Source organism: Gordonia sp. (in: high G+C Gram-positive bacteria) (assembly GCF_047606305.1).
In the GTDB taxonomy this organism is placed as follows: Bacteria; Actinomycetota; Actinomycetes; order Mycobacteriales; family Mycobacteriaceae; genus Gordonia.
Genome location: NZ_JASGER010000066.1, coordinates 1 through 12345, shown reverse-complemented (window position 1 = coordinate 12345; position 12345 = coordinate 1). Strand labels below are relative to the sequence as shown.

At 72.3% G+C, this 12345-nt stretch carries 14 protein-coding genes and 1 pseudogene; 5 read left to right on the top strand and 10 right to left on the bottom strand.

The features are described from left to right. Positions 1–607: pseudogene (locus QM634_RS10620) on the top strand (hypothetical protein); the annotation flags it as partial. Here QM634_RS10620 and manA read toward each other — a convergent pair. Genes manA through QM634_RS10605 form a run of 3 tightly spaced genes read right to left on the bottom strand, consistent with a single transcriptional unit; the run spans position 604 to position 3419 of the window. After that, positions 604–1857 carry a mannose-6-phosphate isomerase, class I gene (gene manA, locus QM634_RS10615; RefSeq protein ID WP_415042751.1) on the bottom strand — a complete coding sequence of 418 codons (1254 nt, stop codon included), beginning with the start codon at positions 1855–1857 and terminating at the stop codon, positions 604–606. The pseudogene QM634_RS10620 and the gene manA overlap by 4 nt on opposite strands. Position 1858: 1 nt before the next feature. After that, positions 1859–2956: a hypothetical protein gene (locus QM634_RS10610; protein ID WP_415042750.1), complete on the bottom strand. Its 1098-nt coding sequence runs from the start codon at positions 2954–2956 to the stop codon at positions 1859–1861. A 58-nt stretch (positions 2957–3014) separates the two neighbouring features. Then, positions 3015–3419 (bottom strand): DUF3499 domain-containing protein, encoded by a 405-nt coding sequence (locus QM634_RS10605; protein WP_415042749.1) that lies wholly within the window; start codon positions 3417–3419, stop codon positions 3015–3017. 110 nt (positions 3420–3529) lie between these two features. Between QM634_RS10605 and QM634_RS10600 the strand changes: the two genes are divergently transcribed. Then, positions 3530–4000 carry a metallopeptidase family protein gene (locus QM634_RS10600; RefSeq protein WP_415042748.1) on the top strand — a complete coding sequence of 157 codons (471 nt, stop codon included), beginning with the start codon at positions 3530–3532 and terminating at the stop codon, positions 3998–4000. Between the two features lie 23 nt (positions 4001–4023). On the opposite strand, the gene QM634_RS10595 is transcribed toward QM634_RS10600, so the two are convergent. Then, positions 4024–4293, bottom strand: a complete 270-nt coding sequence (locus QM634_RS10595) for a WhiB family transcriptional regulator (RefSeq protein ID WP_415042753.1) — start codon at positions 4291–4293, stop codon at positions 4024–4026. A gap of 471 nt (positions 4294–4764) precedes the next feature. On the opposite strand from QM634_RS10595, the gene cofD reads away from it, so the two are divergent. From cofD to QM634_RS10580, 3 genes are read left to right on the top strand one after another with little or no spacing between them, the layout of a single operon-like run. Further along, on the top strand, positions 4765–5781 hold the full coding sequence (gene cofD, locus QM634_RS10590; RefSeq protein WP_415042747.1) for a 2-phospho-L-lactate transferase: 1017 nt from the start codon (positions 4765–4767) through the stop codon (positions 5779–5781). Continuing rightward, the gene (locus QM634_RS10585) at positions 5778–7133 is read left to right on the top strand and encodes a coenzyme F420-0:L-glutamate ligase (protein WP_415042746.1); all 1356 of its coding nucleotides are present in this window, start codon (positions 5778–5780) and stop codon (positions 7131–7133) included. The genes cofD and QM634_RS10585 overlap by 4 nt, the downstream gene beginning before the upstream one ends. Further along, the gene (locus QM634_RS10580) at positions 7130–7687 is read left to right on the top strand and encodes an NUDIX hydrolase (RefSeq protein ID WP_415042745.1); all 558 of its coding nucleotides are present in this window, start codon (positions 7130–7132) and stop codon (positions 7685–7687) included. The genes QM634_RS10585 and QM634_RS10580 overlap by 4 nt, the downstream gene beginning before the upstream one ends. Here the strand turns inward: QM634_RS10580 and glgC are convergent. The 6 genes from glgC to folP form a co-directional block, all read right to left on the bottom strand. After that, positions 7684–8901: a glucose-1-phosphate adenylyltransferase gene (gene glgC, locus QM634_RS10575; RefSeq protein WP_415042744.1), complete on the bottom strand. Its 1218-nt coding sequence runs from the start codon at positions 8899–8901 to the stop codon at positions 7684–7686. The two genes, QM634_RS10580 and glgC, sit on opposite strands and share 4 nt — an antisense overlap. Positions 8902–8934: 33 nt before the next feature. Beyond that, complete coding sequence (locus tag QM634_RS10570) at positions 8935–9762, bottom strand: putative RNA methyltransferase (RefSeq protein ID WP_415042743.1); 828 nt, start codon at positions 9760–9762, stop codon at positions 8935–8937. An 86-nt stretch (positions 9763–9848) separates the two neighbouring features. Continuing rightward, positions 9849–10016 carry a DUF3117 domain-containing protein gene (locus QM634_RS10565; protein ID WP_007322703.1) on the bottom strand — a complete coding sequence of 56 codons (168 nt, stop codon included), beginning with the start codon at positions 10014–10016 and terminating at the stop codon, positions 9849–9851. Positions 10017–10061: 45 nt separating this feature from the next. Next, on the bottom strand, positions 10062–10418 hold the full coding sequence (locus QM634_RS10560; RefSeq protein WP_415042742.1) for a DivIVA domain-containing protein: 357 nt from the start codon (positions 10416–10418) through the stop codon (positions 10062–10064). 4 nt (positions 10419–10422) lie between these two features. Then, positions 10423–11415: a glucosyl-3-phosphoglycerate synthase gene (locus QM634_RS10555; RefSeq protein WP_415042741.1), complete on the bottom strand. Its 993-nt coding sequence runs from the start codon at positions 11413–11415 to the stop codon at positions 10423–10425. Then, positions 11412–12236: a dihydropteroate synthase gene (gene folP, locus QM634_RS10550; RefSeq protein ID WP_415042752.1), complete on the bottom strand. Its 825-nt coding sequence runs from the start codon at positions 12234–12236 to the stop codon at positions 11412–11414. The genes QM634_RS10555 and folP overlap by 4 nt, the downstream gene beginning before the upstream one ends. Positions 12237–12345: the final 109 nt, after the last annotated feature.

Sequence of the window (12345 nt, the reverse complement as noted above, 5' to 3'; positions counted from 1 at the left end):
GGTGCTGCAGCGCGAACCCGACGGCCTGGAGCAGCCGACCGGCGGCCAGTCCGCGGCGCTGCGCGACCGCCTGCCGCTCACCGGCGTCGCGGTGCCGCGCCTGCCGGAGTTGCCCGCCGACCCCGCCGGACTGGCGCGATGGGCCTTCCGCGTCGGCGACGACGGCCCGCTGATGGGCGCCCACGTGGACGGTCGCGCCGTCACCCTGCCGCTGCTCGGCCCGACCGACGTGGCCGGCGACGACGCACTGGTCGCGCTGGTGGTCTGCCGTTGCATCGCCGCCGGTGCCGCGATCGGCATCCACACCGCTCGACCGGCGGCGTGGGAACCGCTGCTGAACGTCGTCGGCGACCACAGCGTCCTCGCCCTCGGAGCGGTGACCGCGGGCGCGCCGACGGTGCTCGCACCGATCGATCTCGTCGACCGTTCCGACGGCGACGTGCGATCGGTTCGGCTCACCCGCGCCGGTGCACCGTCTTCGGCGACGCCCTTGTCGCGGGTCCGCGGGCGGGTCGACGGACGGATAGACGTGCGCGCCGGGTCGACCGGGCTGGAGCTGACCAACGTGGCCGGCGTCGACGAGTGTCGGCTGGTCGGCGGTCTCTAGCCCGGCGTGCCGTCGCCCAGGGGCACCCGCGCCCGGTAGAGCACCGCTTTGGCCGAGTCGGCGGCGACGATCACGTCCGGATCGGAGTCGGCCAGCCACACGGCCTGGCCCGACTTGGCGGTGATCGTCTGGCCGCCGCCGCGCACCTCGATGCGCCCCGAGGTCACCGCGAGGATCTGCGGACCGGGCATGTCGAAGGAGATGGTCGACGGCTGGTGCATCCCGGTGCCGTCGAGTTCCACCTTCGACAGGCGGAACTCGGGCGCCGGCGTGGTGTAGATCCGCTCGGCTCCGAGGGTGGAGACCACCGGCGACAGGTCCGCCGGCGAGGCGGGCGCGAAATCCAGCACGCGCAGCAGCTCGGGGACGTCGATGTGCTTGGGGGTCAGCCCGCCGCGCAGCACGTTGTCCGAGTTGGCCATGACCTCGATGCCGGTGCCGCGCAGGTAGGCGTGCAGGTTTCCCGCGGCGAGGTAGAGCGCCTGTCCCGGCTCCAGGTGGATGCGGTTGAGCAGCAGGGATGCCAGCACGCCCGGATCGCGCGGATAGGCCTCGCCCAGTTCGAGGAGCGTCTGCAACTCGGCGTCGAACTCGGTCTTGCCCGCGGCGAGTGCCGCGACCGCGGCGTCGATGACCGCGGGAACGAGGTCGGCCAGCACCGATTCGGGCAGGGTGATCCACGTCGTGAAGAGGGCGCGCAGACCGTCGCGGTCGGGTTGACCGGCGATCATCCCGAGATAGGGGTCGAGTTCGGGCAGCGAGAGCCCGCGCAGCAGGTCGACCGTGCGCGCCGGATCGCGGAAACCGGCGAGCGCGTCGAACGGGGTCATCGCGAGGATGACCTCCGGCTTGTGCCACGGGTCCCGATAGTTGCGCTCGGGGGCGTCGATGGGGATGCCGGCGGCGTTCTCCCGGGCGAATCCCTCGGCGGCCTGCTCCGAACTCGGATGGGCCTGCAACGACAGCGGTTCGTCGGCGGCCAGGACCTTCAACAGGTACGGCAGCCGCACGCCGAACCGGTCGATCACGGCCTGGCCGAGGGTTGCCTCGGGATCGGCCTCGATCACCTGCAGCAGCGTGCGATCCGGTTTGCCGTGGGCGTCCAGGCACTCGGACTGCCCGGCCGGATGCGCACCGAACCACAGCTCGGCCTCCGGGTGGGCCGACGGCGTCGGCAACCCACGGATCGAGGCGATGGCCGTCCGCGAGCCCCAGGCGTAGGGGCGCACCACGCCCTCGAGCAGCCGCACGCTACCGCGCCCCGACCAGGTCGGCGTAGACGGCGGCCATCTCCAGCCGGGTGGCCAGCACGAGGTGCGCGACCAGGCCGGCGGCACCGGAGTCCACCGGCCCCTGCCTGCCGTCCACCTCGACCGGGGGCGAATCGTCGGACTCGGCGCCGACGAGCACCTCGGCGTCGGGCAGCGCGGCGACGCGGCGGCGCGCCTGCCACTGCTGCGCCGGGGTGCTCAACACGAACAGGTGGGCGGCGGCGGGCCGCGGTCCGTCGATCTCCGGGTCGTAGAAGATCGATTCCTCCGCCGCCGGCCCGACGCGCAGCAACCGGGTCAGCGCGGCGGCGAGGTCGACCGCCGTCGCGGACACCCCGCCGATGGCGAACAGCGTGCTCGCGGTGCGCGCGGCCAGCGCATCGGCCGCCGGACTGTCGCCGCTCAACACCGGGGGCGCGGCGCGGAAACGCTCGGCCAGCGCTTTGGCGGGGGCGCCGTACACGTCCTGCGACGGATGGTTGCGCGCCGCCTCCGCGTCCAGCGCGTCGGCGAGCTGGGGAAGGTCCAGATCGCCGCCGACGTACCGGACCTGCGCCAGTCCCTGGCACACCGCGATGAGCGCGGCCACGTGGCCGACGAATCGGAATTGCTCGGGCACGACGATGCGCGGGGACAGGTCGATGCCACTGCCGGCGACGGCAGCGGCGAGCGGGCCCTCCATGGGGGCCACGACGACGAATTCGGCATGGCGGCGCGATGCGCGGGACGCCGCATCGGCCAACGCCGGGTCGCCGGCGTCGTCGCCGACGAGCACGACGACGTCGAGCGGGCCGATCCACCCCGGTAGCGCGGGTGCGGCGACGAGGGGCACGTCCAGTCGTGCGGCCGTGTGCGCGATGACGAAGCGCGCCGACTGGGCGGCGGCGACGGATGCGCCGGTGACGATCACGACGCTGCGCGGGCGCAGTCCGGCGAGTGGTTCGGTCACGCCCTCGCGCACCGCTTCGGCCACGGCCCGCACCTGGGCGCCGGCGCGTGCCGCCGCGTGCAGCAGGCCGTCGACGTCGGCGTCGATCAGGCTGCTCGGGTCGTCGAGATCGACCCCTGTGGTGCGCATGCCTCTAGAGTATCCATCCCGCCGCCGCCGTGGAGGCGGGGCGGGCGGGCCGAGTGCGTCAGTCGACGTCGGGGAGGACGCGCAGATGGCCGCGGCGACCCGGGCGGGGTCGCACGGCGGGCCCGGCCTCGCCGAGTGCGGGACCGGCGGGGCGCGGCGGCAGGTCGTCGAATCCGTCCAGGGGCTCCGAACCCACGGCCACCGATTCGCGCACGGCCTCGGCCAGCGCGGTGAGTTCCTGTTCCTCGGTCGGCGGCGCGAATCCGCTCGACGTGCGCATGATCTCCCAACCGCGCGGCACGGTGATGGTGTCGGCGTGCTCGGCGCACAGATCCCACGAATGCGGCTCGGCGATCGCGGCGAGCAGCCCCACGACCGCCGTCGAACTGGCGTAGTCGTATGTCAGCGTCGCCACGGCCGGGCGCGAGCACCCCGGGCGGGAGCACTGACGAGGTTCGGTCACGTGGGAAAGATTAGCCCTCCCCCGCAGCGCCGGGCGGCAGACACACCGACGAGGCCCCGACGGCGCGCCCCGCGGCGCCGATCGTCGGGCGCGGACCTAGACTCGACGGCATGCGACGGCAGACGATGCGCACCCGGCGGGCCCGGGATCGGCGGGCCCGCGGCCTGCGCTCGCCGCTGCTGCCGCAGACCGTGCCGGCGTGGACCTCCCGCAGTGACGAGTTCGACGCCGTGGTCATCGAGGTCCTGGCCGACATCGACGCCCGCTGGCACGACCAGCTGAGCGAACTCAACGTCGCCGTCGACGATGTGCCGCGGATGCTGCCGCGCGATCCCGCGACGGTGCAGTGGCCGGCAGAGGTGTCGGCCGATCGGGCCATTCCGTTGGCCCGGCTGATCCCGGCCGGGATCGACGTGGCCGGCAATCCCACACCGGCACAGATCGTGGTGTTCCGACGCCCCCTCGAGGTGCGCTCCTCCGGACGGGACGACCTCGCCGACCTCGTGCGCGAAGTCTTGGTCGAGCAGGTGGCGACCTACCTCGGGATCGACGAGGACACGGTCGAGAACGGCCCGTCGTAAGGCGGGTCGGACGAGGGGCGGGGCTAGATGATGCCGCGCTTGAGGCGGCGGCGCTCCCGCTCGGACAGGCCGCCCCAAATGCCGAAGCGCTCGTCGTTGTGCAGTGCGTAGTCGAGGCACTCGGCCTTGACCTCGCAGCCCGAGCAGATGCGCTTGGCCTCGCGGGTCGAGCCGCCCTTCTCCGGGAAGAAGGCCTCGGGATCGGTCTGGGCGCACAGCGCCCGGTCCTGCCACGTCTCGTCGACCTCGTCGAAGAGGGCGTCGAAATCGTCGGGCACCACGGACAGGTGCAGGCGTGCACCCGGCGAAGAGATGTTCCCGGCAGTCGGTGTCGGGATGCCGTACGCAGACGAGTCGTCGCCCAGCGGGTTATCGAATCCCATCTCAGCGTCTCCTTCTCGTTGTCTGTCTGTCAGCGTTGTCGTCCAGCGGTCCCTCGACAGCGCCGTTCAACACCCGAATGTGCTTGTCGCGTGTCCCGAAACCCCCGGCTCGCGCGCTACCCCCGCGGTCACCCGAGTCTTCGCCGGATTCGAACATACGGTCGAACACGCTGTGCCCCAAGGCAATTCGCATTCGGTCACGCCGCAATTCAAAACCGCAAATGACACTGATGTGATTAGACACGGGCAGCATCGCCCAGGTCAAGCGGAACGGCGAAATTGGCGTATACCACCGGAATAACCGAATTCACGGTCTCGACACGAACTCGAGGGATTCTGGTCCCCGACCGCCGGTTTCGGCGACCACTACAGTGGAGCCTCGTGAAGGTCACTGTACTCGTCGGCGGCGTCGGCGGCGCCCGCCTGTTGCTCGGTGCGCGCGAACTCTTCGGCCGCACCCCGTTCCCCGACTCCCCCGACGCACCGACCGGCGAGCACTCGGTCACCGCCGTGGTCAACGTCGGCGACGACGCGTGGATGCACGGCGTGCGCATCACCCCCGACCTCGACACGTGCATGTACACGCTCGGCGGCGGGATCGACGAGGAGCGCGCCTGGGGGCGACGCGACGAGACGTGGCACGCCAAGGAGGAGCTCGCCGCCTACGGCGCCGACCCGGACTGGTTCGGTCTGGGCGATCGAGACCTGGCGACCCACCTCATCCGCACCCAGATGCTCGAGGCCGGCTACCGGTTGACCGATGTCACCGCGGCGCTGTGCCGCCGCTGGGATCCGGGTGTGCGGCTGCGGCCGGCCACCGACGAGCGGCACGAGACCCACGTGGTGATCACTCCCCCGGACTCGACGGACGGCGCGCAGCGGGCGGTCCACTTCCAGGAGTGGTGGGTGCGCTACCGCGCCCAGGTGCCGACGAGCGGATTCGCGCAGGTCGGCAGTGACGACGCCACGCTGACCCCGGAGGCGGCGACGGCGATCGCCGAGGCGGACGTCATCATCTTCGCGCCGAGCAACCCGGTCGTCAGCATCGGCGCGATCCTGTCAGTGGGCGGGATGCGCGCCGCGCTGCGCACGGCCGCCGCGCCGATCGTCGGCATCAGCCCGGTGATCGACAACAAGCCGTTGCGCGGCATGGCCGACGAGTGTCTGTCGGTCATCGGCGTGGCGACCACGGCCGAGGCCATCGCCGCCCATTACGGCCCGCGCAGCGGGGCCGGCCTGCTCGACGGATGGCTGATCGCCGACGGCGACACCGCCTCGGTCGACGGGATCGCGATCGGCACCGCACCCCTGCTGATGACGGACCCGACTGCGACCGCCGAGATGATCCGCGCCGCCTGCGCACTCGTCGGCGTGGACACCCCGGCGGCCCGCGCATGACCACCGACCACCGTTCCCCCGGCCGCATCGAGGTCATCCCCCTGCCCGGGCTCCCCGAGTTCACCCCCGGGATGGACGTGGCGGCCGCCATCCTGGACGCCGCCGACCTGCGCGACGGAGACGTCGTCGTCATCACCTCGAAGGTGTTCTCCAAGACCGAGGGCCGGATGGTCGACGCGCCGCAGGACCCGCAGGAGCGCGATGCCCTGCGCCGCCGCCTGGTGGACGAGGAGTCGGTGCGGGTCGTCGCGCGCAAGAACCGCACGCTGATCACCGAGAACGCCTACGGCCTGATCCAGGCCGCCGCCGGGGTCGACGGCTCCAACGTCGCCGCCGACCAACTCGCCCTGCTGCCCCTGGACCCCGACGCCTCCGCCGCTCGCGCTCGAGCAGCCTTCGCCGCGGCCGGCCACGACGTCGCGGTCATCGTCACCGACACGATGGGCCGCGCCTGGCGCACCGGGCAGACCGACGTCGCGATCGGCGCGTCGGGATTGGCCGTCAGCCACGCCTACGAGGGCAGCCGCGACGCGCACGGCAACGAGCTCATCGTCACCGACATCGCCGTCGCCGACGAGATCGCCGCGGCCGCCGACCTGGCCAAGGGCAAGCTCGACGGCATCGCCGCGGCGATCGTGCGGGGCCTGCGCATCACCGACGACGGCAGCCGGGCCGCCGACCTGGTCCGCCCCGGCGACGAGGACCTGTTCCGCCTGGGCACCGACTTCGCGATCGCACAGGGCCGTCGGGAGGCGGTGCTCACCCGGCGCTCGGTGCGCACCTTCGCCCCCGGCCCGGTCGACGCCGACGAGATGCGCGCCGCCCTGGCCGAGGCGCTGACGGCCCCGGCGCCGCACCACACCCATCCGGTGCGGTTCGTGTGGCTGCGCGACCCCGCGCGGCGGACCGCGCTGCTCGATGCCATGGGACAGGCGTGGCGGACCGACCTGCGGGGCGACGAGAAGACCCCCGAATCGATCGTGAAACGGGTGCGCCGCGGGCAGATCCTCTACGACGCCCCCGAGGTCGTCATCCCGTTCCTCGTCCCCGACGGCGCGCACACCTACCCCGACGAACGGCGCAACGCCGCCGAGCACACCATGTTCACCGTGGCGACCGGGGCCGCGGTGGGCATGCTGCTGGTCGCCCTGTCGGCGCGCGAGATCGGCAGCTGCTGGATCGGGTCGACCATCTTCGCCCCGGCGGTGGTGCGCGAGCAGCTCGGTCTCGACGAGCACTGGGAGCCGCTCGGCGCCATCGCGATCGGCTACCTCCCCGACCGCCCCGAGGACGGGTCGAACGTGCCGCTCCGCCCGCCCGCCGACAGCGCCGGCCTCGTGGTCGAGTTGTGAGCCTGCACGCCTCCACCCGCACGGCCCTGTCGTCGTGGGAGACCGACGACCCGGCGCAGGACGGGTTGCGACACACCTACCTGGCCTTCCTGGACGCCGCCCCGCAGGGCTGTCTGCGCGCCCACGAGCCCGGCCACATCACCGCGTCGGCCCTGGTGCTCGACGCCGACGCGACGCACGCCCTGCTGACCCTGCACCCGCGGATCGGCAAATGGGTCCAGCTCGGCGGGCACTGCGAACCCGAGGACGAGAGCATCGAGGCGGCGGCGCTGCGGGAGGCCGTCGAGGAGTCGGGCATCGCCGACCTGACCCTGCTGTCCGGACCGGTGCACCTGCACACCCACGCGATCACCTGCTCGTTGGGCGTGCCGACACGTCATCTCGACATCCGCTTCGTCGCCGTCGCCCCCGCGACCGACGACGGGTCGCTGCCGGACATCGTGTGCAGCGACGAGTCGCTGGACCTGCGATGGTGGCCGGTCGAGGAGATCCCCAACGACGAACTGGTCCCGTTGGTCGAGGCCGCCGGCCGTCGACTGCGCCGGTCGACCTAGTCGACGACGACGCCCTTGCCGATGGTGACGACACCGCCGTCGCTGACCGAGTAGCGCTCGCGATCGCGATTCAGGTCGACGCCGAGCTGCGCCTCCGGTGACACGACCACGTTCTTGTCCAGGATCGCGTTGCGCACGACCGCGCCGGAGTTGATCCGCGCACCGGGCATCACGACACAGTTCTGCACGACCGCACCGGCCTCGATCACGACGTCGGTGGAGATCACCGAGCCGCTGACCGCGGTCGCCTTGACGATCGACCCGGCGCCGACCACCGAGTCCTGCACCGAGCCGCCGAGGATGAACTTGGCCGGCGGCAGGTTGGTGGTCTCGCCGCGGATCGGCCAGCGGCGGTTGTAGAGGGTGAACGCCGGATTCGGCAGCACCAGGTCCATCTGCGCGTCGTAGAAGGCGTCGATGGTCCCGACGTCGCGCCAGTAGCCGCGGTCGCGTTCGGTGGCACCGGGCACCTCGTTGTCGCGGAAGTCGTAGACGGCGGCCTCGCCCTTGGCGACGAAGGCCGGGATGATGTCGCCGCCCATGTCGTGGCCGGAGTCCTCGTTCTCCGAGTCGGCGCGCAGCGCCTCGAGGAGCGCGGAGGTGGTGAAGACGTAGTTGCCCATCGACGCGAGCGTCGTGGTCGGGTCGTCGGGGGTGGCCGGCGGGTCTGCGGGTTTCTCCACGAACCGGGTGATGCGGCCGGACTCGTCGGCGTCGATGCAGCCCAGCGAAGACGCCTCCTCCCGCGGCACGCGGATTCCGGCGACGGTGGCCGCGGCACCCGACTCGATGTGCGCCTCCACCATCTGGGAGGGGTCCATCCGGTACACGTGGTCGGCGCCGAAGACGACCAGGTAGTCGGGCTTCTCGTCGTCGACGAGGTTCCAGGACTGCAGGATCGCGTCGGCCGAACCGGTGAACCACCGCTTGCCCAGGCGCTGCTGCGCCGGCACCGAGGTGATGTACTCGCCGTGGAAGCCGCTCGACCACCAGGTCTGCGCGATGTGCCGGTCGAGCGAGTGCGACTTGTACTGCGTCAGCACGCAGATCCGCTCATAGCCGCCGTTGACGAGGTTCGACAGCACGAAGTCGATGAGCCGATAGGTGCCGCCGAAGGGGACGGCCGGCTTGGCACGGTCGGCGGTGAGCGGATAGAGGCGTTTACCCTCACCGCCGGCGAGCACGATTCCCAGGACGTGTGGTGCTGCTCTCACGCCTCAAACCTAACGCAGCGTCCGCGCCGCCGCTCAGCGGTGGGCGACGGTGATGTCGACGGCCGCGGTCACCGTCGCCGTCCCCGACGGGCCGACGAGCGCCTCGGCCCGATCGCGCAGCTGTTGCGGCTCCGAGTGAAAGGCGCTGGGGCCCATCGCCACCGCGTCGACGATCGCGGCGGCGTCCCATCGGCCGTCGAGGGTGACGGTCCGGGTCGACACCCGCCCGAAGCCCGCCTCGGCCAGGCCGCGGTCCAACCGCTCGCGCTTGTCCTCCTCGACGCCGAGCATGCCCATCGGCCCGACCAGTTCGGCGAGGTGCGCGCGGCGCGGGGTGACCACGACCAGGACGCCGTCCTCGCGCAGCACCCGGCGGGCCTGCGCGAAGCCGCGCGGCGCGAAGACGGCGAGCACGGCGCCGGCGACGCCGGCGGCCAGCGGCCAGGGCTGCCAGAGGTCGGCGACGATCCCCGCCCCGCGAGGATGCGCCTTCGCGACGGCGCGGGCGGCGTACTTGGAGAGGTCGAGTCCGACACCCAGCGCGTCGGGGCGCGCATCGAGACAGGACGCCAGGTACTGGCCGGTCCCGCAGCCGGCGTCGACAATCAGGGGCCGCTCGCCCGACAGGCCGCCGTCGACGGTCTCGGCGACCGCGGCCCGCAACCCGACGTAGGGCGGGCGGTCGAGGGCGCGGCGACGCGCGGCGATCATCTCACCGCTGTCCGAGGACAATCCGGCACTGCGGCCGGTGAGGAGCGAGACGTAGCCCTGCCGGGCGACGTCGAATCGATGCCCGGCATCGCACCCGAGGGTGCGCGGGGAGGAATCCCCGACGACGCTCGTCAGTGGGTGTGCGCACACCGGGCAGCACAAAGCGCCCAGAACGCGCTGGAGAGTGGTCGCCGTCGGCACGGTTCCCGACGGTGACTGTTCGGGGGCGGCTGGCGTCAGCCGGCGACTCCGCGGAGCTCCTCGCCGAGGGCGGCGGCCTCTTCAGCAGTCAACTCGACCACGAGGCGTCCGCCACCTTCGATCGGGATGCGCACTACGATCCCGCGGCCCTCCTTGGCTGCTTCCATCGGGCCATCTCCGGTGCGTGGCTTCATCGCCGCCATCGTTGCAACTCCCTCCGAGTTTCCAATGGGTTCAATTGTAGCTGGTCATGGCTGTGGGCCAGCGGCTGGCCCTCCACCGTCGGGCGGGGCATGCCCGGGTCCCGCGGCGGTCTCCGCGCGGTCGCGCAGGGCGTCGGTGACGCTCCGCAATTCGTCGATCTCCCGGGCGAGCTTCTCCAGCGCCCAGTCGACCTCGGACTGTCGGTAGCCGCGGAACACGAGTCCGAATCGCAGCGCTCGGACGTCTGCTCCGGTGATGCCCGCCCGCGGCAGTTCGGTGACCGTCACCTCGTCGTCGAGCGGTGCGAGGTCCTCACCGCGACCGAACACGAACCAGGCGATCAGGAACAGCAGTCCGGCCGCCACCAGGACGCCCGCGGTGTAGCTCAGGATCATCAGCATCGGTTCACTCCCGATCGTCGGTCGAGGCTCGCGAGTCGCCCAGCACCGAGTCCATCGGGGGGCGGTCGGTCAGGAACGTCTCGGTCACCTGGGTGGCGAAGGAGCCGTCGGCCGCGGCGGCGAACTGCACCAGGGGGGCCCGCGAATCGTCGATCCCGCAGCGCAACAGCAGGGTCCCGACGATCTGCCGGCTCATCACGCCCAGCTCGGTGAGCGGGCGGTGGCGGTGCATGCGCACCCCCAGGTTGACCTGGCCGATGGCCTGCGGTCCACGGGCCTCGAGGGTGTCGATCAGCAACCCGATCTCCACGCCGTACCCCGGCGCGAACGGCAGCGACGCCAGAAGCGCGCGGGTTCCGGCATACTCCCCGCCGAGCGGTTGCACGACGTGGGACAGCTCGGGTCGCAGCGCCGCCAACAGTGGGCGCGCCACGAGTTCGGTGACCCGACCGCCGCCGTCCTCGACGTGCTGCGCGGCGGTGCGCCACGGACGCCGGTAGTACCCCTTGACCAGCTCGACGCCGGGTTTGGTGAGGATCGGGCCGACCAGTTTGGGCACGAACATCGGGTCGGGCGAGACCAGGTCGGAGTCGACGAACACGAGGATGTCGGCGGTGGTCGCGGCGATGGAGCGCCACAGGACCTCCCCCTTGCCGTCGACCGGCGGCACCTGCGGGAGCGCCTCCTCGCGGCTGACCACACGGGCGCCGGCGGCCCGAGCCACCCGCGCGGTGTCGTCGGTGGAGCCGGAGTCCAGGACGATCAGGTCGTCGACGAGACCGCCGAGCAACGGCGAGATGGAGTCGACCACGCCGGCGACGGTGTCGGCCTCGTTGAGCGCCGGCAACACCACCGCGATCGTCCGACCGGCCTTGGCGGCGACGAGCTCGCGCACCGTCCACGTCGGCCGGTCCCAGGTCGCGATGGCGGCTCCCGGCGCCACCGGCGGAGATGTCGAGCGGGCCGGATCCGATCCACGCCCGGGTGCCCCGGTCATGCCAGCCCCCGCACCGCGCGCACCGGGGCGCGCTCACCGGTGATGGCGGCGACCATCTCGACGACCCGCCGGGTGGCCGCGACCTCGTGGGCGCGGAAAATGCGGGCACCATGTTCGGCGGCCAGCGCGGTGGCGGCGAGGGTGCCGTCGAGCCGCTCGTCGAGCTCGACCCCGAGAGTCTCACCGACGAAATCCTTGTTGCTCAGCGCCATGAGCACCGGATAACCGGTGTCGACCAGCCGGTCGGTGTGCCGCAACAGCGCCAATCCGTGGTGGGTGTTCTTGCCGAAGTCGTGGGTGGGGTCGACGACGATTCCGTCGGCGCGCACGCCCGCCGTTCGAGCGCCGTCGGCCGCGCGGGTCAGCTCGTCGACCACGTCGTCGACGATCGCGGTCGAATCGTCGCCGTAGCGCACGCGATGCGGCCGGGTGCGGGGCACCGCTCCCCCGGTGTGCGAGCAGACCAGACCCGCGCCCCGCCGCGCGGCCACCGTCACGAGGTCGGGGTCGGCGCCGGCCCAGGTGTCGTTGATCAGGTCGGCCCCCGCCTCGCAGGCCATCTCGGCGACCGGCGCGCGCCAGGTGTCGATGCTGATGACGACGTCGGGGAACTCGTGGCGCACCCAGGCGACGAATCCGACGACCCGGTCGGCCTCGGACCGTGCGTCGACCTCGGCGCCGGGACCCGCTTTCACGCCGCCGATGTCGACGATGTCGGCACCCTCGGCCACCACCTGGTCGACCCGGCGCTTGGCCGCGTCGTCGTCGAAGCTCGCACCGCGGTCGTAGAAGGAGTCCGGCGTGCGGTTGATGATCGCCATGACCAGGGCGCGGTCGGCGGCCACCGGGCGGCCGCACAGCGTCGTCGTCGGCGTGCTCACCTCATCCACGCTACCGGGCGCCGGCGCGGGGCCGGTCAGCCGCGGGGCG